The organism is Acinetobacter sp. 231_lipA (assembly GCF_058243005.1).
In genome coordinates this window covers 3,689,314-3,711,192 of record NZ_JBZAYU010000001.1, presented here as the reverse complement: position 1 = coordinate 3,711,192, position 21,879 = coordinate 3,689,314, and the positions used below count along the sequence as shown (strand labels likewise).

Annotated in this window: 21 protein-coding genes and 1 other RNA gene; 16 read left to right on the top strand and 6 right to left on the bottom strand. The window is 40.9% G+C overall.

Translation table 11 applies throughout. The annotated features are described in order from the left end of the window. Positions 1–108 precede the first annotated feature (108 nt). Entirely contained in the window at positions 109–903 is a 795-nt protein-coding gene (gene map / locus AC4CUX_RS18290; protein WP_005400725.1) for a type I methionyl aminopeptidase, read from the top strand. 302 nt (positions 904–1,205) lie between these two features. On the opposite strand, the gene AC4CUX_RS18285 is transcribed toward map, so the two are convergent. Beyond that, positions 1,206–2,114: a LysR family transcriptional regulator gene (locus AC4CUX_RS18285; protein ID WP_078388763.1), complete on the bottom strand. Its 909-nt coding sequence runs from the start codon at positions 2,112–2,114 to the stop codon at positions 1,206–1,208. Between the two features lie 102 nt (positions 2,115–2,216). Beyond that, on the bottom strand, positions 2,217–2,657 hold the full coding sequence (locus AC4CUX_RS18280; RefSeq protein ID WP_078388764.1) for a phosphohydrolase: 441 nt from the start codon (positions 2,655–2,657) through the stop codon (positions 2,217–2,219). Between the two features lie 62 nt (positions 2,658–2,719). On the opposite strand from AC4CUX_RS18280, the gene AC4CUX_RS18275 reads away from it, so the two are divergent. Continuing rightward, on the top strand, positions 2,720–3,046 hold the full coding sequence (locus AC4CUX_RS18275; RefSeq protein ID WP_004696551.1) for a hypothetical protein: 327 nt from the start codon (positions 2,720–2,722) through the stop codon (positions 3,044–3,046). Positions 3,047–3,087: 41 nt separating this feature from the next. On the opposite strand, the gene glnG is transcribed toward AC4CUX_RS18275, so the two are convergent. After that, complete coding sequence (gene glnG / locus AC4CUX_RS18270; RefSeq protein WP_004696552.1) at positions 3,088–4,569, bottom strand: nitrogen regulation protein NR(I); 1,482 nt, start codon at positions 4,567–4,569, stop codon at positions 3,088–3,090. Continuing rightward, positions 4,556–5,665: a nitrogen regulation protein NR(II) gene (gene glnL, locus AC4CUX_RS18265; protein WP_004696555.1), complete on the bottom strand. Its 1,110-nt coding sequence runs from the start codon at positions 5,663–5,665 to the stop codon at positions 4,556–4,558. Before glnL ends, glnG begins: the two co-directional genes overlap by 14 nt. A gap of 351 nt (positions 5,666–6,016) precedes the next feature. Here glnL and rimO point away from each other — a divergent pair, with 351 nt between their 5' ends. The 12 genes from rimO to lpxA all read left to right on the top strand — a co-directional run bounded on the left by rimO (position 6,017) and on the right by lpxA (position 18,322). Then, on the top strand, positions 6,017–7,360 hold the full coding sequence (rimO, locus tag AC4CUX_RS18260) for a 30S ribosomal protein S12 methylthiotransferase RimO (RefSeq protein WP_004696556.1): 1,344 nt from the start codon (positions 6,017–6,019) through the stop codon (positions 7,358–7,360). Between the two features lie 43 nt (positions 7,361–7,403). Next, complete coding sequence (gene pyrH, locus AC4CUX_RS18255) at positions 7,404–8,132, top strand: UMP kinase (RefSeq protein WP_010326991.1); 729 nt, start codon at positions 7,404–7,406, stop codon at positions 8,130–8,132. A gap of 79 nt (positions 8,133–8,211) precedes the next feature. Beyond that, on the top strand, positions 8,212–8,766 hold the full coding sequence (gene frr / locus AC4CUX_RS18250; RefSeq protein WP_010326990.1) for a ribosome recycling factor: 555 nt from the start codon (positions 8,212–8,214) through the stop codon (positions 8,764–8,766). A gap of 8 nt (positions 8,767–8,774) precedes the next feature. Then, positions 8,775–9,527 (top strand): polyprenyl diphosphate synthase, encoded by a 753-nt coding sequence (uppS, locus tag AC4CUX_RS18245; RefSeq protein WP_205667926.1) that lies wholly within the window; start codon positions 8,775–8,777, stop codon positions 9,525–9,527. A gap of 3 nt (positions 9,528–9,530) precedes the next feature. Next, a complete protein-coding gene (locus AC4CUX_RS18240; protein ID WP_205667927.1) occupies positions 9,531–10,355 on the top strand; it encodes a phosphatidate cytidylyltransferase in 825 nt (274 codons plus the stop codon). Then, complete coding sequence (gene ispC, locus AC4CUX_RS18235; RefSeq protein ID WP_490792609.1) at positions 10,356–11,552, top strand: 1-deoxy-D-xylulose-5-phosphate reductoisomerase; 1,197 nt, start codon at positions 10,356–10,358, stop codon at positions 11,550–11,552. A gap of 2 nt (positions 11,553–11,554) precedes the next feature. After that, complete coding sequence (rseP, locus tag AC4CUX_RS18230; protein ID WP_490792608.1) at positions 11,555–12,910, top strand: RIP metalloprotease RseP; 1,356 nt, start codon at positions 11,555–11,557, stop codon at positions 12,908–12,910. A gap of 45 nt (positions 12,911–12,955) precedes the next feature. Next, positions 12,956–15,445, top strand: coding sequence for an outer membrane protein assembly factor BamA (gene bamA, locus AC4CUX_RS18225; protein ID WP_490792607.1), 2,490 nt, complete (start codon positions 12,956–12,958; stop codon positions 15,443–15,445). Positions 15,446–15,478: 33 nt separating this feature from the next. Further along, on the top strand, positions 15,479–15,973 hold the full coding sequence (locus tag AC4CUX_RS18220; protein ID WP_490792606.1) for an OmpH/Skp family outer membrane protein: 495 nt from the start codon (positions 15,479–15,481) through the stop codon (positions 15,971–15,973). A gap of 3 nt (positions 15,974–15,976) precedes the next feature. Further along, positions 15,977–17,044 (top strand): UDP-3-O-(3-hydroxymyristoyl)glucosamine N-acyltransferase, encoded by a 1,068-nt coding sequence (gene lpxD, locus AC4CUX_RS18215; RefSeq protein WP_490792605.1) that lies wholly within the window; start codon positions 15,977–15,979, stop codon positions 17,042–17,044. A 7-nt stretch (positions 17,045–17,051) separates the two neighbouring features. After that, positions 17,052–17,537 carry a 3-hydroxyacyl-ACP dehydratase FabZ gene (gene fabZ, locus AC4CUX_RS18210; protein ID WP_010326983.1) on the top strand — a complete coding sequence of 162 codons (486 nt, stop codon included), beginning with the start codon at positions 17,052–17,054 and terminating at the stop codon, positions 17,535–17,537. After that, positions 17,534–18,322 (top strand): acyl-ACP--UDP-N-acetylglucosamine O-acyltransferase, encoded by a 789-nt coding sequence (gene lpxA, locus AC4CUX_RS18205; RefSeq protein WP_010326982.1) that lies wholly within the window; start codon positions 17,534–17,536, stop codon positions 18,320–18,322. The genes fabZ and lpxA overlap by 4 nt, the downstream gene beginning before the upstream one ends. Before the next feature lie 59 nt (positions 18,323–18,381). Here the strand turns inward: lpxA and AC4CUX_RS18200 are convergent, their stop codons facing one another. Then, positions 18,382–19,227 carry a YbgF trimerization domain-containing protein gene (locus AC4CUX_RS18200; RefSeq protein ID WP_490792604.1) on the bottom strand — a complete coding sequence of 282 codons (846 nt, stop codon included), beginning with the start codon at positions 19,225–19,227 and terminating at the stop codon, positions 18,382–18,384. Positions 19,228–19,501: 274 nt separating this feature from the next. Between AC4CUX_RS18200 and ffs the strand changes: the two genes are divergently transcribed. Both ffs and AC4CUX_RS18190 read left to right on the top strand, forming a co-directional pair. Beyond that, an RNA gene (ffs, locus tag AC4CUX_RS18195) (signal recognition particle sRNA small type) lies at positions 19,502–19,598 on the top strand. Between the two features lie 292 nt (positions 19,599–19,890). After that, a complete protein-coding gene (locus tag AC4CUX_RS18190) occupies positions 19,891–20,823 on the top strand; it encodes an IS5-like element ISAba12 family transposase (RefSeq protein ID WP_490792603.1) in 933 nt (310 codons plus the stop codon). A gap of 371 nt (positions 20,824–21,194) precedes the next feature. Here the strand turns inward: AC4CUX_RS18190 and AC4CUX_RS18185 are convergent, their stop codons facing one another. Continuing rightward, positions 21,195–21,800 (bottom strand): regulatory protein RecX, encoded by a 606-nt coding sequence (locus tag AC4CUX_RS18185; RefSeq protein ID WP_490792602.1) that lies wholly within the window; start codon positions 21,798–21,800, stop codon positions 21,195–21,197. Between the last annotated feature and the right edge of the window lie 79 nt (positions 21,801–21,879).

Sequence of the window (21,879 nt, the reverse complement as noted above, 5' to 3'; positions counted from 1 at the left end):
CACAAATTTTTTAAAGGCTGGTTGTTGGAGGCTACCCTAAGATTTAAGTTTGAACAAAAATATTGAGAAAAGGTCTATACTTGCGACTTCATAATTGAGGATATTTCAATGCGTGGCTTAAATGTGAGCATAAAAACTGAACAAGATGTAGAAAAACTTCGTATATCTGGTCGTTTGGCTGCCGAAGTTTTAGCGATGATTGGTGAGCATGTAAAGCCGGGTGTCACGACTGAATATCTGGATGATATTTGTCATGACTTCATTGTAAATACCTTAAAAGTGACGCCTGCCAATATTGGTTATCATGGCTATACCAAAACCACCTGTATTTCTCCAAATGAAGTGGTCTGTCACGGTATTCCATCGCCGAATGTTGTACTCAAAGATGGCGATATTATTAATATTGATGTGGCGATTATTAAAGATGGCTACTTTGGTGATACCAGTCGTATGTACTATGTGGGTACAGTGAAACCGGAAGCCAAAAAGCTAGTCGATACGACTTATGAGGCGATGGTTGCAGGTATTCATGCTGTGAAGCAAGGTGCAACGCTTGGTGATATTGGTTATGCCATTCAAACTGTTGCGCACCGTGAAGGTTATAGTGTGGTACGCGAGTATTGTGGTCATGGTATCGGCAAGGTTTATCACGAACAGCCAAGCGTATTGCACTATGGTCAACCAGGTAAGGGGATGCAGCTTAAAGCGGGCATGGTGTTTACGATTGAGCCGATGATTAATATGGGCAAAGCGCATGTCAAAGAGCTCAAGGACGGTTGGACAGTCGTGACTGCTGATAAGTCTTTAACTGCGCAGTGGGAGCATATGGTACTCGTGACTGAAACCGGTTTTGAGTTACTATCACCTTGGCCTGAAGGTACGGGCAGTTATCCAGAAATTTAAGTTGATGTTTTGTCGTTGATTAAATTTTAGACTTTGGTCTAGCTTTGTGACTTAAAAGCTAAATTAAGTATTAAAAGCAATCACTGATATTTCTGAATCCCTTTATTTATCGCATTTTTGCTATTTTTTGATTAAAACTTATACATGCAAGCTATTGGTCTATACTTCATTTTGTCACTAAAATTGTTTCCAAGATACTCGCTGTAGTTTCTTATTTTGAAAGTTTATGAGCTTATCCACCTCGGTTAAGCTCTTTTTTTTGCCTCATGGATTGGCTCAATGTGATTGAGCATGTGTAGGGTTTAAAGTGATTTATTTGAGCTAAGGTGTTCAATTAAATAGTCAATAAACACACGGACAGCAGGTAGTAAACCACGGCGTGAAGGATACACCGCATGAAAAATACCGTGTGGTGCTTTCCAGTCGGGCAGGACACGAACCAGCTCACCACTTTTCACCATATCTTGTACGATGCTGTCTGGAAGTAGGGCAATGCCGCAGTTTTTACGGACCAGTTGAGCCAACATACTCAAATCAGAGCCCATCACCACAGGGTTGACGCGTATTTTCTTTTGTTGCTGTGCATCATTATCCACGATGATATGTTGATCTAAATGCTCATCAACCATACTTAGTATATGATGTTGGCTTAAATCTTCAGGTTGTTTCAGTTCGCCAAATTCATTTAAGTAAGCTTGGCTGGCAAATAAATGCTGCTCGATATTTTCAAATTTACGAATTACCAAACTTGGATCATCGTCTAGATTGGAGCGGACGCGAAGGGCAATATCAAAACCTTCGTTGATAATATCCACACGGCGATTGGTTACCATCATTTGCACTTTAATTTCGGGATAGGTTTTTAAGAAACTTGGTAAAATGCGTGCAATTTGGTTTTGTGCAATCGATACTGGCAGGCTGAGTTTAATGACGCCACGCGGTTGTAAACTGAGATGATCGACCAAATCGTGTGCGGCTTGTGCAGCATTCATCATCACTTGCGCATGACGGTAAATATTCATACCAATATCGGTCACTGCGAAATGGCGAGAGCTGCGTTGAATTAGGCGTACACCCAAGCGCTCTTCGAGGTTATACACGCGTCGACTGAGCTTGGATTTAGGAATATCTGTTGCGCGTTCGGCTGCGCTAAAACCACCATGTTCAACCACTTGAGCAAAACAATAAAAATCATCTAAATCGCTTAACATTCACGATGTCCATTTGTGCAACGATAGGCTTAATTAAAAAGTGATCGTTGCAGTTTGTCAATTTTGAAATTGTAGAGATTTAATTGAAAATACTCAGCTATTTTAAGGGTTTCGCTGAGTTTTCGCTTGTTTGAGTATTTCAAGCACCACTTTATATTCTTCAAGTCGTGCAAAGTCGTGTGCTGTTGGATTGTTTATGCGCGTAAGGTTCATATTATCGAGTACATCAACATATTTCACTTGGGTTGCAAGAGGGTTTAATACAGTGCGCTTAGCCGCTTCCAAACGTGATTCACCTGTTTGTTTGGTCAGTGCTTGTATGGATTGAATGATCTCGGCACTAAAGCCAAGCGCTTTTAAGTCTTCAGCAGTCGTTGCGGTGTCTTCCAAAATGTCATGCAACACCGCAATGATTTGTAGGGTGGGATTGGAAAATTGCAACATGAGGCGAAGTGGATGCAAGATGTAAGGTTGTCCGCCCTTATCGAGTTGCCCCGCATGTTGGGTTGCAGCCAGTGCAATGGCTTTTTCTAAAGTCGACATGATTATTCTAGGTACTTTATCCTATGCTAAACTTCGCAGCATCTTTGTTTAAAAACTAAATTATGACTTATCAATTGATCCCACTAGACTGTGAAGCGACAGATCCCGTAGCGTGTCCACACTGCCAACAACAGGTAATTGATTGGTCTCAGGAACAATACGTTCAGCCTTGTGAGCATACCTTATTTATTGCGATGGACATTGGTTTTGAATATATCACAGATGAATTTGAAGCGACCATGCAGCGCAGTGTTGATGATCTCCATGCACATGATGATCAAGTGATTATGTTTGAAGAGTTAACTCAAGCCAGTTACCCAAAATTTATCATGTTAAAAGCACCACTTGGTGTTGAAGGCTATTCACGCTATTTAGGCTTTACGGCTTAATAAATAAAAGCGCCATTGCGGCGCTTTTATTTGAATCTGTCTTAGTTTTCTAAAGCTTCTTCTTCACTTTCATCATCTGCGGTATCCATACCTAGCTCTTTAAGTTTACGCGTAAGGGTGTTACGCCCCCAACCGAGTAACTCAGCCGCATGCCGTTTACGGCCACGGGTTTGTTGCAGCGCAGCAATGATCAATGTACGTTCGAACATTGGGGTTGCGATATCGAGGATTTTCATCTCGCCATTTTTCAGCTTTTGCACAGCCCATTGACCCAACAACTCATCCCAATGGTGGACTGCAATCCGATCTAAGTTTTGCGCGGCTTGCGCATCTTCACCTGAGCGGGTAATTGGAATTTGCTTCAGCTCTGATGGTAAGTCTTCAGGATAAACTTCACGTCCTGTAATCATGACCGTTAACCAGCGGCAAGTGTTCTCGAGCTGACGTACGTTTCCTTGCCAAGGCAGCTGTTGCATATATTCTTGCGTTTCAGGACGAAGGATTTTAGGGCTTACACCTAATTCTTTGCCTGCACGTGCCAAGAAGTGTTGCGCCAACATCGGGATGTCTTCGCTACGATGCGCCAGTTTTGGAATGTGAATGCGAATCACGTTCAGACGGTGATATAAGTCTTCACGGAAGCGACCATCATGTACCAATTTTTCTAAGTCTTGGTGCGTTGCCGCGACAATACGTACATCTACTTTTACTGGGATATGCCCACCAACACGGTAAAACTCGCCATCAGCCAAGACACGCAGTAAACGCGTTTGTGTTTCAAAAGGCATATCGCCAATTTCATCTAAAAACAGCGTTCCACCATTGGCCTGTTCAAAGCGACCTTGGCGCTGGGTATTGGCGCCAGTAAATGCACCTTTCTCATGACCAAAAAGCTCTGTTTCAATTAGGTCTTTGGGAATCGCGGCCATGTTGAGTGCAATAAAAGGTTTGCTGCTCCGTGGTGAGTGGCGGTGTAGCGCATGCGCAACTAACTCTTTACCTGTACCAGATTCACCATTAATTAACACTGTAATGTGTGATTGAGACAAACGACCAATCGCGCGGAAAACTTCCTGCATAGCAGGAGACTCGCCAATGATTTCGGTCGATTGAATCGGTGGTACCGTTTTTGCCGATTCTTGCTGCTGCATTTTGGTGATGTGCAAAATCGCACGATTCACTAAAGCTAAGGCTTCATCAATATCAAAAGGCTTGGGTAAATACTCAAATGCGCCTGTTTGATAACTTGAAACAGCAGACTCTAGGTCAGAGTGAGCCGTCATAATAATGACAGGTAGATCAGGATAGTTGGCTTTAACTTTCGCTAAAAAAGTTAAGCCATCTATGCCGGGCATACGAATATCGGTCAAGATCACATCGGGTGCATCTAAACTGAGTTGGTCTAAAGCAGATTGAGCTTCTTCAAAACTTGTGACGTCAAAACCTTCTTCTTTGAACGTTTTTTCCAGCACCCAGCGCATGGCGCGATCGTCATCAATTACCCATATTTTATTTCGCGACATGGTTTAACTCCCAAGGTATATATAAGCTAAAAGTTGTTTTTCCGGGAACAGATTGGCATTCAATCATTCCGTTATGTTGATGCATAATATTTTGCGCAATACTTAAACCCAGTCCTGTGCCTTTAGCACGACCCGTGACCAGTGGGTAAAACACGGATTCTAAAATTTCTTCTGGAACGCCCGGACCATTGTCTTCGATATCAATCCGTACCACAGAGCGTTGCAGTACACCATTGATGGTCACTAAACGTTGAATACGGGTGCGTAACATTAGTTCAGGTTGGTGGTCGACAAAGAACTCTTTATTTTCAGTCATGGCTTGCACTGCATTGACGCTAATGTTCAGCATAACTTGTATCAGTTGATCACGATCGGCCATCACTTCAGGTAATGACAAATCATAATCACGGGTGATCTTAATTTTCTTTTTGGTTTGGTTGGTAATGAGTGAGCGAACACGCTCTAAAGGCTCATGTACATTGACCAACTCATAACTTGGGAGCTGACGTGAACCAAGCATGGTGTCTGCTAAATTACGTAAGCGATCGACTTCACTAATAATAATGTCGGTGAACTCGCTATATTGAGGATCATTGAGGCTACGTGCTAAAAGTTGTGTAGCACCGCGAATTCCGCCTAGCGGATTTTTAATTTCATGTGCAACACCGCGAATCAGTTGGCGTGCAACCTGATGTTGTTGTAAGAAGTTTTCTTCCTTGGAAATTTTGAGCATCCGATCAATCGGATTGATCTCAATTAAAAGCAAAGGATGATAGGGCTTATTTGAATTCAACTGTGACACGGTATAGTCAACATGAATATCTTTAAAGTTGACCTTAATGATGGCTTCACGGCGGGTGTAGTGTTGTCCCGAGTTTAAAGTATTGAGAAGAGCTTCTTCTGTATTGAACTCATCATTGGGTGCATGGAGTAAATTAAGCGCAGGTTGACCAGAGGCACGTAAAAGACTGATATCAAATAATGCTTCGCAAGAGGAATTTAAGTAAAAAATATTTAATTTACTGTCGACCAATAAAATCGCAGTGGTCAAATTGTCCACTAAAAGGCGATAGTCGATAGAAATAGGGTGATCCATTAGCGAATGTATCCTGTATTAAAATAGCGCAATGGCATCTTGATAAAGCATTAACCGTTCCAAATAGCGGACTGAATTGATGCAAATAAAGCAAAATGCACGCCAACTTTGATTTTGTATAGTGAAATGAGCACACTTTTTTTGCGGAATGCGCTGTAAATGAACGATTAGCTAAAGATATAGCGGATTCTAAAAATCAAGTAAACCGAAAGTGAATTAAAATGGTGCGTTATGTTAATTCTACTACAGTGTTGGTTTTATTTTGGTGCATTAAACAAAGAGTGTGGAATCGATCTGTTTTTATAAACAGAAAAGACATACAATACGCGCATTCTAGTGGAGCGCAGATTCATGAAATCCCCCAAAGTCGGTTTTGTTTCTTTAGGTTGTCCTAAGGCATTGGTTGATTCCGAACGAATTTTAACTCAGTTGAAGACTGAAGGTTATGATGTAGCATCAGATTATGATGGTGCGGATTTAGTTGTTGTAAATACCTGTGGTTTTATTGAATCTGCAGTGCAAGAGTCTTTAGATGCCATTGGCGAAGCCATGAGTGCGAACGGTCGTGTAATCGTTACGGGCTGCCTAGGTAAAGACGAAGACAAAATTCGCCAAATGCACCCAAATGTCTTAAAAGTGACAGGGGCGGCTGCATATCAAGAAGTGATGGAAGCTGTGCACCAATACGTGCCTGAGCCACCAAAACACAACCCATTTATTGACCTTGTTCCAGAACAAGGGATTCGTTTAACGCCGAAGCATTATGCGTACTTAAAAATCTCAGAAGGATGCAACCATCGTTGTACCTTCTGCATTATTCCAAGTATGCGTGGTGACTTAGTGTCTCGCCCAGTCGGTTCTGTTTTAGAAGAAGCGGCTGCGCTTAAACGTGCCGGTGTAAAAGAAGTACTCGTTATCTCCCAAGATACTTCTGCTTACGGCCTCGATACCAAATACAAATTAGACTTTTGGAATGGTCAACCTGTTAAGACGAAGTTCTATGACATGTGTGAGGCCTTAGGTCAACTCGGTATTTGGGTGCGTTTGCACTATGTATATCCATATCCACATGTGGATGCAGTGATTGACTTGATGGCACAAGGCAAAATTTTGCCTTATTTGGATATTCCATTCCAACATGCAAGTCCAAAAGTTTTAAAACTAATGAAACGGCCAGCGCATAGTGAAAATACACTTGAGCGTTTAAAGCTATGGCGTGAAAAATGTCCTGACTTGGTGATTCGCTCAACCTTCGTTGTGGGTTTCCCTGGCGAAACTGAAGAAGATTTTGAAATCTTGCTTGAGTGGTTGAAAGAAGCACAACTTGATCGCGTAGGCTGCTTTACGTATTCGCCTGTTGAAGGTGCGACAGCAAACGACTTGCCAGATCACGTGCCTGAAGAGATTAAGCAACAACGTTATGAGCGCTTTATGGAAGTGCAACAGGCGATTTCTGCTGCAAAACTTCAAAAGCGTGTTGGTCAGAAAATGACGGTGCTGGTCGATGAACTGGATGAAGAATTCCCAGTTGCGATTGCACGTTCATACGCAGATGCTCCTGAAATTGATGGCAATGTCTTTGTGGAAGATATTGATAAAAGCCAGATTAAATCAGGCGATTTGCTAGAAGTCGAAATTACCGATGCAGATGAATATGATCTGTATGCACAATTGATTTCGATTAAATCGAATTAAGACACAAATAAAATTTAAAAATTTAGATATTGGAGTTATTGCGATGTTGGATTCTAAAAAACCACGTTTTCAACGCATCTTACTGAAACTTTCTGGCGAAGCATTGGCTGGAAATAAAGATATGGGTATTGATGCTCAAGTACTTGATCAAATGTCTTTGGCCATTGCGCACTTAGTGGGTTTGGGTGTGCAAGTCGGGATTGTTGTGGGTGGTGGTAACTTATATCGCGGTAGTCAATTGCAAAAAGATGGTTTGGTTGGTCGCGTAACGGGTGACCAAATGGGTATGCTTGCAACCGTAATGAATGGTCTAGCATTACGTGATGCTTTGGTACGTCGTAATATTAAAACCCGTTTGATGTCAGCATTGCCAATTGGTGCTGTGGTTGAATCATACTCAAGCCGTGATGCAATTCGCCACCTGACTCAAGGTGAAGTTTGTGTGTTTGTCGCAGGTACAGGTAACCCATTCTTTACCACAGATACAGCAGCATGCTTACGTGGTATCGAGATTGAAGCAGACCTTATTTTGAAAGCAACGAAAGTTGACGGTGTCTACAACAAAGACCCAAGCAAATATGATGATGCTGTTAAATATGACACCTTAACTTTTGACCAAGTGTTAGATGAGAAATTGGGTGTGATGGATTTAACAGCGATTTGCTTGTGTCGTGACCATAATGTGCCGCTTCAAGTCTTTGACATGAATAAAGCAGGTTCATTGCTTTCAGTGGTTATGGGCGAAAAAGAGGGTACTCACGTAACGAACTAATGTACGTGACCTCGAAAGCTCTTTATACTACACGCTATTTTAGAATTTATATCTTTTCGAATTAAGTAAGGAAGATCACATGATTAACGATCTTAAAAAAGACGCAGAAGACCGTATGAACAAGTCACTTGACTCGTTAGAACACGGTTTTGCCAAGGTTCGTACAGGACGTGCGCATCCATCTATCTTAAACGGGGTGATGGTTCCTTACTATGGCTCAGATGTGCCATTAAACCAAGTGGCAAACGTGGGTGTTGAAGACTCGCGTACATTGTTGGTTCAGCCATTTGAGCGTACGATGGTTGCGGCAATTGATAAAGCGATTCGTGAGTCAGATTTGGGCTTAAACCCGATTACGGCTGATGCGATTCGTGTTCCAATGGCTGCATTGACGGAAGAAACACGTCGTGACATGCAAAAAGTTGCGCGTAACGAAGCTGAAAATGCAAAAGTTGCAGTACGTAATATTCGCCGTGATGTACTGGGTGACATCAAAGCATTGTTGAAAGAAAAAGAAATTTCTGAAGATGATGAACGTCGTGCATCTGATGATATTCAAAAAATCACAGATAAGTTTGTTGCTGAAATCGACAAACGTCTTGCGAATAAAGAAGCTGAGTTGTTGAAGGTCTAATTTGTATAATGACCGATTCAGAAGATAAGCTTACTCTTCCAAAACATGTTGCTATCATCATGGATGGCAACAATCGTTTTGCCAAAAAAAATGCAATGCAAAAGGGCGATGGTCACCGTGAAGGAAAAAATGTCCTTGACCCGATTGTTGAGCATTGTCGAAAAAGAAATATTCAAGCATTAACCGTTTTTGCTTTTTCGAGTGAAAATTGGAAGCGCCCTCAAGCTGAAGTTGATTTGCTCATGAAATTGTTGGAAGACACGATTCATGAACAGTTGCCTCGTATGCATCAATATCAAATGTCCTTACGTTTTATTGGTGATCGTTCTAAATTATCTCCGCAATTGCGTGACTTAATGTTGCATGCCGAACAAGACACTGTTAATTTCGACAAGATGACTTTGACCATCGCAATTAGTTACGGTGGGATGTGGGATATGGCGCATGCGGCTAAGCAGATTGCACTTGCTGTTCAATCTCAAGCGTTAGATCCTGAGCAAATTGATGAACATGTTTTTGGCCAATACGTTAGTTTGAGTGATTTACCCGCTGTGGATCTATTGATTCGTACAGGCGGGGATTTTCGTTTATCGAACTTTATGTTGTGGCAAGCAGCTTATGCAGAGCTTTACTTCACTCCGACTCTTTGGCCAGAGTTCAGTGTAGAAGAGTTTGATGACGCCTTGGCTGTATTTGGTGGGCGTGAACGTCGTTTCGGGAAAACGACGGAACAAATTCTACAAGATAAAATTGAGAACTAATAAATGTTAGAGCGGATTATAACCGCATTGGTTTTGGTGGCCGTTGTACTGAGTTGTATGTTTGCAACCCAGTCACACTATCCAATGTTTGTGCTGATGATTATTGCGGCAGGGGTTGCAGGCTATGAGTGGTTTAAACTCATGCCCCGTACAACAAAAAATGTTAATAAACCTCTAGCATGGGGTTTTGGTTTATTAAGTGCTGGCCTTGCTACACTTGCCTTATACTTTAACGATATTGCACTTCTACTTTGGGTTGCCTCTATCCTATGTTGGTTGCTCAGTCTGTATTGGGTTAAATCTTATCCAAATTATGATGCTTGGTATAATTCAACCCTTAAGGTGGTTGGGATTGTTCTGATATCTTCAGCTGTGACCGCTATTTTTGCACTCTGGAAGATGTCTCCATGGTGGCTGATGTACCTGTTTTTATTGGTTTGGGGTGCTGACAGCGGGGCATATTTTGTTGGGCGTAAACTGGGTAAGCGTAAACTTGCACCTGAAGTGAGTCCAAATAAATCGTTGGAAGGTCTCTATGGTGGTGTGATTACGGCCATGATCATCGTGGTCGCTGTTGAAATCCTCTATTTAGATTTAACGTACGCGCAGCATTTATTATTTCTTATCTTATCTGTAGTCACTGTATTTAGCTCGGTGCTCGGTGATTTATTTGAATCTATGATTAAACGTCGTGCTGGAATTAAAGACTCAGGTCGTATTTTGCCGGGGCATGGTGGGGTGCTGGATCGCATTGACTCGCTACTGGCTGCTGCACCTATCTTTGCTGCGGGTGTATATGTGTTAAAACTTATTGGCGTAGATTTGTAAATGTCTCAATCTGTTTGTATTTTGGGTGTGACGGGCTCGATTGGGCAGAGCACCTTAAAAATATTGCAACAACATGCTAAGCGCTACTCTGTGTTTGCTGTTACGGCACATAGTCGGATGCAAGAGCTTGTTGATATTTGTCAGCAGTTTCAACCTGAAATTGCAGTTGTACCTCAAGCTAAAGTGGATGAACTGCGCCAGCTCCTAGTCGCAGCCAATTTACAAAACATTGAAATTTTGGCGGATGAGGCAGGCCTCATCGCGGTTGCTGAACATCCGGAAGTGGATGTGGTGATGGCGGCTATTGTTGGCGCGGCAGGTTTAATGCCGACGCTAGCAGCGGTAAAAGCAGGAAAGCGTGTCCTTTTGGCAAATAAAGAAGCGTTGGTGATGTCGGGTGACATCATGATGCAGGCTGCTCATGACCATCAGGCTCTTTTGCTTCCTGTAGATTCTGAGCATAATGCAATCTTCCAATGCTTGCCGCAGACCTATTTACAAGCTGAGCGTCACGGAAAGCCGAAACTTGGAGTCTCTGGTATTCTTCTGACTGCATCCGGCGGGCCATTTCTAAAACATAGTTTAGATGAATTACACAATGTAACGCCTGCACAGGCGTGCAAACACCCGAATTGGTCCATGGGGCAGAAAATTTCGGTTGATTCGGCGACCCTCATGAATAAAGGGCTGGAGCTAATTGAAGCTTGTCATCTTTTTTCAATTGAAGAACATTTTGTTACAGTAGTTGTGCATCCGCAGAGTATTATTCATTCCATGGTGCAATATGTGGATGGTTCAACATTGGCGCAAATGGGAAATCCTGATATGTGTACGCCAATTGCACATGCTTTGGCATGGCCTGAGCGTATTCAAACCCATGTTCCAGCTTTAGATTTATTTAAAAATCATCAGTTGGATTTTCAAGCACCTGATACACATCGATTCCCAGCATTAAGCTTGGCACGTCAAGCGATGAAAACTGGGGGTACAGCCCCTGCGATTTTAAATGCAGCCAATGAAATTGCGGTCGCTGCATTTTTAAATCAACAGGTGGGGTTTATGGATATTCCTGCTATTGTTGAACACACTTTGAATACCATCCCACATCAAGCAGCAACACAACTTGATGTTATTTTAGAAGCCGATCAAAACGCACGTCATGTTGCTCAGCAATATGTGGTGAATATAGGAATTTAAGCATGAGCGCCTTGTTTATGATTGTTGCGGCAATTTTGCTTTTAGGCCCACTTATTGCAATACATGAGTTTGGGCACTATTTTGTTGCGCGTAAATTGGGCGTTAAAGTTTTAGTTTATTCCATTGGTTTTGGACCAACGGTTTTAAAGTGGACCTCTAAAAAGTCAGGTATACAATATCAGCTTTCGGCATTGCCCTTGGGTGGTTATGTTAAAATGCTGGATGAGCGTGAAGGTGATGTTGCTGAAGAGGATGCGCCCAAAGCATTTAATCGTCAGTCACCTTGGAAGCGTATCGCAATTGTTGCAGCTGGCCCATTGATTAACTTGGTATTTGCCATTTTTCTGTTTTGGATTTTGTTTTTACCTGCACAAGAGCAGTTGAATACACGTGTGGGTAAAGTGCTACCTAATACACCTGCAGCACAAGTTCAAATGCAAGTGGGCGATAAAATTACCGCTGTTGATGGCTTAACGACACCCACTTGGGAAAAATTGAATTTTGCCTTGGTTGATCGTGTAGGTGAAACGGGATCAATCCAAATTCAGGCCGAACGTGCGGGACAAGTTAAGACATTTAGTTTGCCTATTCAAAACTTCTTGAAAGATCAAACACAGTCTCCGCTTGATGTTCTGGGTTTTACGCCTTATCGACCTAAAATTCCTGCGGTCGTGACTAAGTTGAGCGAAGATGGTGCAGCCATTCGTCAGGGTATGCAACAAGGTGACAAAATTGTCGCGATTGATGGCATTAAGATGAATGATTGGTTTGATGTGGTTCAAGTGGTTCAAGCTTCACCTGAGAAATTGTTAAAAATTGATGTGCTTCGCCAAAATCAATTGATACAACTTGAAGTGATGCCACAAGGTAAACGCGACAATATGGGCAAGGTTTCTGGTGTCTTAGGTGTACAAAGTGACCCTGGGAAAATCAGTATTCCTACAGAATATAAACAAACGATACAATATAATCCTGCCGAAGCCTTCATGATGGCGGTAGATAAAACCGGTCAACTGTCGAGTATGATTTTGAACTCGATTGTAAAAATGGTGCGCGGTTTGATTGGTCTAGACAACCTATCAGGACCGATCACGATTGCCAAAGTCGCAGGACAAAGTGCGGAAATGGGTTGGCAAACTTTTATCTCATTTATGGCATTGATGAGTGTAAGTTTAGGGATATTAAATTTATTGCCTATTCCTATGCTTGATGGTGGACATTTGGTCTATTATTTTATAGAACTAATACGTGGTAAACCTGTTTCTGAACAAATACAATTGGTTGGTTTAAAAATTGGTATGGTATTGCTCGGAAGTATGATGCTTTTGGCACTATTCAATGATTTTATGCGTTTGTAAAAAAGCGTAGATACGGAATTAAATTTTACATCGGAAAAAACTGGCATGCAGCACACACATTTATTTATGCCTTTGGCGCTCATCAGTGCTATGGCAACAGTACAACAAGTATATGCAGCAGAAGATTATATAGTACGTGATATTAAGGTTGATGGACTTGTTCGTTTAACGCCAGCAAATGTCTATGGAATGATTCCGTTGAATAGTGGGGATCGTGTGAGCGATGCAGCACTTGCCAATGCCATTCGTAGTTTATATGCAACAGGTTTGTTTGATGACATTAAAACAGAAAAGCAGGGTGATACGCTGGTTTTCAAAGTTGTCGAACGTCCACTAATTTCTAAAGTTGAATTTAAAGGTAATAAACTCATTCCTAAAGAGGCCTTGGAAGAAGGCTTGAAGAAGATGGGGATTACCGAAGGTGAAGTGCTGAAAAAATCAGCGCTACAGACGGTTGAGTCTGAGCTTGAACAACAGTACATGCAGCAAGGTCGTTATGATGCTGATGTAAAAGTTGTGACAACAGCGAAGCCGAACAACCGTGTAGATCTTACTATTGAGTTTGTTGAAGGTAAGGCTGCAAAAGTTGTAGATATCAATATTATTGGTAATACCGTATTTAAAGAAAGCGAAATTGAACAAGCGTTTGCGGTAAAAGAAAGTGGTTGGACGTCCATTATTTCACGTAATGACCGTTATGCACGTGAAAAGATGGCTGCAAGCTTAGAGTCTTTACGTGCACTTTATTTAAACAAAGGCTATATCAACTTTAATATCAATCACTCAAGCTTAAATTTAAGTGAAGATAAAAAGAATATTTTTGTTGAAGTTTCAGTGGATGAGGGCGAACAGTTTAAATTTGGCGAAACCAAATTTTTGGGAGATGCTTTATACACCCCAGCAGAACTGAAAGCTTTACAAATATATAAAGATAGCGATATCTATTCACAAGAAAAAGTGAATGCGGTTAAACAGTTGCTTCTACGTAAATACGGTAATGCAGGTTATTACTATGCAGAAGTGAACGTCGTACCTCAGATCGATAAAGAAACTCATCTGGTGGATTTAAATTATTATGTGAATCCAGGTCAGCAAGTAACTGTGCGTCGTATTAACTTTACCGGCAACACGAAAACTGCGGATGAAGTATTACGTCGTGAAATGCGCCAAATGGAAGGTGCACTCGCAAGTAATGAGAAAATTGATTTATCGAAAGTTCGTTTAGAGCGTACAGGCTTCTTTAAGACTGTAGATATCAAGCCTGCACGTGTTCCGAACACAGCTGATCAGGTTGATTTAAACATTAATGTTGAAGAGCAGCATTCAGGTACCAGTACTTTAGCAGTTGGTTTCTCGCAAAGCGGCGGTATAACCTTCCAAGCGGGTCTAAGTCAAACTAATTTCATGGGTACAGGTAATTCGGTTGCCATTGATTTATCCCGCTCAGAAACACAAGATTACTACAACCTAAGTGTGACGGATCCATACTTTACGATTGATGGTGTACGTCGTGGTTATAACATGTACTACCGCAAAACCAAGTTGGATGAAGACTATAACGTCAACAACTATGTGACGGATAGTTTTGGTGGTGGTATCAATTTCGGTTATCCAATTGATGAAAACCAAAGCATCAGTGCAGGTTTAAACATTGACCAAACTGAAGTGACTACAGGTCCGTATGTATCGACCTATGTACGTGATTATTTATTGGCAAATGGTGGAAAGACAACGGGTAGTAAAGAGTCATATTGTCCAGATGCGAATTGGGATGAGGCAACTAGTGAATGTTCTGCAACAGAATCATTTGATAATGAGTTTAAGGGTGATTTCTTAACGTATAACTTAAACTTGGGTTGGTCATATAACACTTTAAACCGTCCAGTGTTCCCTACATCAGGTATGTCACACCGTGTAAATGGTGAAATTGCCTTGCCAGGCAGTGATGTTGAATATCAAAAACTGACTTATGATGCGCAAGCTTATTTCCCATTAGGCAAAGACTTCGTACTTCGCGGTTATGGTAAGTTAGGCTATGGTAATGACTTACCATTTTATAAAAACTTCTATGCAGGTGGTTTTGGTTCAGTCCGTGGTTATGACAACAGCACATTAGGTCCAAAGTATCCAGGTGTAACGTACAGTGAATCTGATGATGTTGATTATGACCCTGAAGAAGTCGGTGGTAATGCGTTGATTCAATTTGGTACAGAATTGGCTTTGCCTTTACCATTTAAAGGGGATTGGACACGTCAAGTCCGTCCAGTGCTGTTTGCTGAAGGTGCACAAGTTTTTGATACTCAATGTAATGTATCGAGTTCAACCATTTATGTGAATGGTGCTGATGTAGACTCTAAGCAATATTGTAAAGACAACTTCGGTTTCGATGTTGATAACATGCGTTATAGCGTGGGTGTAGGCTTTACTTGGATTACCATGATTGGTCCATTGTCTCTCAGTTATGCATATCCATTGAATGATAAAGATGGCGATGAAACAAAGAACATTCAATTTGAAATCGGTCGTACCTTCTAAGGTCGACCGTTTCTCTACATGAAAGATATAAATATGAAAAAAATTCTTACAGCTTTAACACTTACAGCATTAACTTCTACAGTGGTGAATGCTGCTGGCTATGGTGTAGTGGATCTTGAGCGTGTTGTTGAAAATAGTAGCTATTTAAAACAGCAAAATTCGAGTTTTCAACAGAAAATTCAACCGCAAAGTACGAAGCTTGATCAACTTAGTAAAGAGCTTCAAGACTTACAACAGCGTTTACAAACAGTTGATAAGCTGAGCGCTGCGGATAAGCAAAAAATGGTGACTCAGTATCAAACCAAAATGAATGAGTTCAATACTTTACAACAAACCATGCAAAGCAGTGTGCAAAGTTCTATTCAGCAAGTACGTAGTGTATTTGATGGTCGCGTGAAGCAAGTTGCTGAACAATTGCGTAAAGAAAATCAATTAGATGTTGTTTTGAATAAAAACTCAGCACTTGCCTATGACACTAAGTATGATTTAACTGATAAAATGATTCAAAAGGTTAACGCAATTAAGTAATCAATGAATCCTCAACAGTATCGCTTAGAAGATCTTGCTCGTTTAGTCCAAGGTGAGTGTGCAGGTCAAGCTGATTTAATCCTTAAGGGATTAGCAAGTCTAGATTCAGCAGAATCTAGACATCTTGCATTTGTAAATAGTGAAAAGTACTTAGAGCAAGCACAGCAGTCTAAAGCTGGAGCATTCATTGTTACAGCTGATCTGAAGGATCACTTAGTTGAACATCAAAACTTTATTGTTGTTGCCAATCCTTATTTAGCCTTTGCCATTTTAACCCATGCTTTTGAGGTTAAACACACTGAACAGGGCATCGAAAGCACTGCGCAGATACATCCTTCTGCAATCATCTCGGATACTGCTTATATTGGACATTATGTGGTCATTGGTGCAAATTGCGTTGTTGGCGATGACACGATTATTCATTCACATGTCAGCATACATGATGGGGTTGAAATTGGCCGCAGCGGTTTAATTGAATCGCATGTAAATTTGATGTCATGCAAAATAGGCGATCGTGTCCGTATTCATGCCAATACTGTGATTGGTAGTGAGGGTTTTGGTTTTGCCCCTTATCAAGGGAAATGGCATCGAATTGCTCAATTGGGTTCGGTCATCATTGGAAATGATGTACGGATTGGTTCAAATTGTAGTATTGATCGCGGTGCATTGGATGACACAATTTTGGAAGATGGCGTCATTATTGATAACCTTGTGCAAATCGCCCATAACGTTAAAATTGGTGCCAATTCAGCTTTTGCTGCCAACACTGCAATAGCGGGTAGCACAACCATTGGCAAAAATTGCATTGTGGGTGGTGGGTCTGCAATTGCAGGGCACCTAAATATTGTTGATAATGTCACTTTAACTGGAATGTCAATGGTCACAAATAATATTTCTGTGGCTGGAAAGTATTCTTCAGGAATTGGACTGTTTGAAAATCAAAAGTGGAAACGCACCGTTGTTCGTTTAAGACAATTAGCAGATGTGCCATTGACCCAATTGGTAAAAAAACTTGATCATATGCAGGCTCAAATCGAGTCCCTTGAATCAACAATTAAATTGCGTAAATAGAAATATGATGACTGAGTCGAATTCTACTAGTTTCACGAAACCTGAATTGCCAATGACGATTCAAACTATTCGTGAGTACTTACCACACCGCTATCCTTTTTTATTGGTCGATCGTGTTGTTGATGTGACTGAAAATGGAATTGTGGCGTATAAAAATGTGTCTATTAATGAAGAGTTCCTTCAAGGCCATTTCCCTAATTATCCAATTATGCCTGGTGTTTTGATTGTCGAAGCATTAGCGCAAGTTTCAGGTATTCTTGGTTTCATCATGAACAATGAGAAACCAAGTGAAGGTTCTTTGTTCTTGTTCGCAGGTGCAGAGAAAGTTCGCTTTAAAAAGCAAGTCGTTGCAGGCGACCAATTGGTGTTAAAATCAGAATTGGTCATGCAGAAACGTGGTATTTATAAATATAATTGTATTGCCACCGTTGACGGTGTAGTAGCAGCATCTGCGGAAATTATGGTTTCGCATCAGAAAATAGAGCAATCATGAGCAATAACGAATTTATTCACCCAACAGCAATCATCGATGCATCTGCCGTGATTGCAGCAGATGCAAAGATTGGACCGTATTGTATTATTGGTCCAAATGTCACTATTGGTGCGGGTACGCAGTTACATTCGCATGTAGTGGTCGGTGGTTATACGCGTATTGGAGAACACAATGAAATTTTCCAATTCGCAAGCGTGGGTGAGGTCTGCCAAGATCTAAAATATGCAGGTGAAGAAACCTGGTTAGAAATTGGTGACCATAATAAAATTCGTGAACATTGTAGTTTACACCGTGGTACGGTGCAGGATCACGGTATAACCAAGATTGGTAGCCATAATCTTTTAATGGTGAATACACATATTGCGCACGACTGCGTGGTCGGTGATCATAATATTTTTGCAAACAATGTCGGCGTGGCTGGTCATGTTCATGTTGGTGACTATGTGATTGTCGGCGGTAACTCGGGTATACACCAATTCTGTAAGATTGACTCTTATAGCATGATTGGTGGTGCATCGTTGATTGTAAAAGATGTCCCTGCTTATGTGATGGTTTCTGGTAATCCTGCACATGCTTTTGCAATGAATGTTGAAGGCATGCGTCGTAAAGGTTGGTCTAAAAATGTGATTCAAGGTTTACGTACTGCATTTAAACTGATCTATAAAGAAGGTTTAACGACAGAGCAGGCTTTAGAACGTATCCGTGCAGAAATTTTGCCTGAAGTTGCTGAGGTACAGCTGCTTATTGACTCGTTAGAACAGTCAGAGCGTGGCATTGTGCGTTAAGCTTATTCCAAAGATAAAAAAAGACACTTCGCGTGTCTTTTTTTATATCTATAGAAAAATTATTTTTTAAAGAAAGAGGCCTCTTCAGACTTAGGATATTGCTTGAGGAGTTTGGCTTTGTATTGGTTAGCCTGAACCGTATTTTTATCCACTTCTTTGGCAATATTATAGAGCTGATAGACGGCTCGAGGCGCGCGCGAAGAGTTTGGATATTGGTTTGCCACAATCCCGTAGTTCTTTTTTGCTTCTGCATAGTTGGTGGGTTCAATCGCTAAATTAAATTCAGCTAACCAGAAATATGCATTGCTGATGTAAACACTGTTGGGGTTGTTTTTAATAAAATTTTGCATGGGTGCAATCGCTTTCTTCGCACCACCTTGCTTATAGGCATCCAATGCGACAGTATACGCGGCTTTTTCTAGCTCAGATGGCTCTGATGTGTTTTGCGTACTGACCACTACAGGTGCTTTGTTTACTGCGGCCGCGGTTGTGCTATTGCTGGCGTTGGTGATTGTGGTATTACTGGGAGGAGTATCCTGTTGGTTATCCTCCGTTGTAGTACTCGCTTCAGGGTCTACTTTTTGTTGAAGTAACTCTAAGCGTTGATCTAGGTCAGCGTAACGGTTTTCCAACTCATGTTTGAGTTGAGCGATTTCGTTGTCTTGTTCTTCAAGTTTGCCGCGTAAGCTACGCAAATCATTTTCTAATTGTTGGTTCTTTTGCATGATTTGCCAATTAATATTGGTTGCTGTTGCACTCGCACCTGTGTCTACTGCGACGCTGGTTGGATTGACACTATTGTTCGTTGCTTGGCTTAAGCCGCGAGATTCAATTGGAATATTGGCGAAAACAGGCGTTGTGCAAAGTAGGGTGAGGGCACATAGGCTATGCTTCTTTAGCATCATAAAATATCCGTGTTATAAGGCTTTGATGGGGGATACATCAAACAAAATTCATTTACCCCATTAAAAACGGCAACGTGATGAATTGCAATAAGCTTTTACATTGTTGTCGTATATTTAGGTAAATGAATGTAGCCTAGTCGTTACCAATAATTGAGTGATTTTTCTTGAGTTTGTTTTATAAATAGTCAATTGAATGAAATGCTTATTGAAAAATCGTTTATAGGCTTGCAACTTAGGGAAAAATCTCTATACTCTGTTCTTGCAATGGTAGCCCTGCCGGTTACTTCGCAATTGTATTCTACGAACCCCGCCAGGACCGGAAGGTAGCAACGGTAGTAGAAATATGATGTGCCGAAGGTTTGCTGGTAGGGTTGCCACCATATTCATAAATTAAAATATAATAATCAATATGCAGCATACAAATACATTGTATGTAGACCAAATTTAAAATACCAAGCATTTAAATAGTATCTTTTCAATCGGTATTATTGCGTTTGTAATATTTCCTATTTCCTATTTCCTATTTCCTATTTCCTATTTCCTATTTCCTATTTCCTATTTCCTATTTCCTATTTCCTATTTCCTATTTCCTATTTCCTATTTCCTATTGGCTTTGTTGCACAAACCTATCTGTAAAGGGTTTTTCAGCGATATAATTTTCAAATGAAGAAGCCTACACACAAAATCTACCGCACAACCAATTGGCCCGCATATAACCGAGCACTCATGAGTCGCGGAAATATTGCCATTTGGTTTGATCCTGCTACGCAATGGTATGCGCCATCAAAAGGCAAACAAGGGCGAAATCAAACCTACTCCGACGCAGCCATCCAATGCTGCTTAATGATTAAATCCTTATTCCGTCTGTCTTTACGTATGGTCACTGGCTTTGTGCAAAGTCTGATTAAACTTTGCGGATTAAATTGGATAGCTCCAGATTACACCACGCTTTGTAGAAGACAAAAGCATATTGATATTGTAATCAGCTACCAAAAAAGTAGCGATGGGCTGCATCTACTCATGGACTCTACAGGCATGAAGTTTCTAGGTGAGGGCGAATGGAAACGCAAGAAACATGGACCTGAATATCGTCGCCAATGGCGTAAACTTCATATTGGTATAGATGCTAAAACCCTACAAATACGAGCAGTTCAGCTTACAACCAATAATGTCAGTGATTCACAGGTGCTTGGTGATTTACTTAATCAGATTCCACAAGATGAGCAGATTAACTCTGTTTATACCGATGGAGCTTATGACACCAAGCAATGCCGTCAGGTCATTGCAGATCGGCAAGGGCATGCGGTGATTCCACCTAGAAAAAATGCGAAACCATGGAAAGATACAAAGAGTAGCTCGCTAGAGCGAAATGAATTACTTCGAACAATTAAAAGTTTAGGCAGGACACTATGGAAAAAATGGTCAGGCTATCATCGGCGAAGTTTGGTTGAAACTAAGATGCATTGCATCAAATTATTAGGAGATAAACTCAGTGCAAGGAGTTTTGATAGCCAAGTGAATGAGATCCATGCACGTGTAGCAGTCCTTAACAGATTTACGGAATTAGGTCGACCACTTACCCAAGTTACGCCTTAAATTTGGCTCAATTAGGGGCGCTTTGCATTTCAAATCTTTGTGCAACAAAGCCTTTCCTATTTCCTATTTTCTTTAACTTTTATTTTAAAAATTCATTTACTCTATTCCTCACCTCTTTTTGCTCTCTACCATGTGTATTTTTTCTTTTGGGCGTGATGTATTTCAAGCATTAGAAATTATTACATTATTTTTTATCTTACACGTCTTGTATATATTTAAGCTTTTCTGAATCTGGTTTGATTTATATTTATTTAAGAGTGCTATGATTTTATAATTCATTAACGATTACATGTAGTTAATGTTGGGTGTGAATATAAGATCAATATTTATAAAGGTGATTTGGGTATAGTTTGGTCAAGAGCGAATGGTGATTAGTCATCAACCCTGCGATTAATCGCTTTCATAATCGCATCCATTTCAAAGCCACGATACATTAAAAAACGGATTTGCTTGGCTTTTAGTTTTGGATCTGTTGCGACCTCAGTTCCATACTTTCTAACTTTGAGTTGATAGGCTTGTTCGACCCAATCTGTTTCTTTTAGTTCTTCTAAAATTAAACCAGTGTCAATCTTTTTAGTTTTAAGCGCCATTTTAATGCGATTAGGGCCTTTGCCTTTGCGCTTTTGGCTCGATAAAGTGATCTCAGCTACGCGTTGATCACTTTGGTAGTTTTGTGCTGAAAGCTCTTCAACCAGTGTAATCACTTCTTCTCGGTGCATCGCCCATGTAGCCAGTTTTTCAATCAATTCTGCTTTTGAATATTCCTTACGTGTTAATACAGCAAAGGCATAAGAACGTAGACGAGAACCTGTTAAACCTGTGGGTTTGGGTTGATTCTCTTCATCAAAATCTAAAGCAGCAGCAGTTTCTTGTGTTACCTGCGTGTGGCCGTATTGAGTAGCGGGGGATTCTTCCTCACCAAATTGTTGTTTGAGAGCATCATAGTCAAGGAGTTTGGGAAATTTTGAATTAGGCATAATCGGCTATGAAATAGATCTGAATAAACAAAACGCCCCGTAGGGCGTTTCTTCGTGTAAGCCTAAATGTCGTGTAATA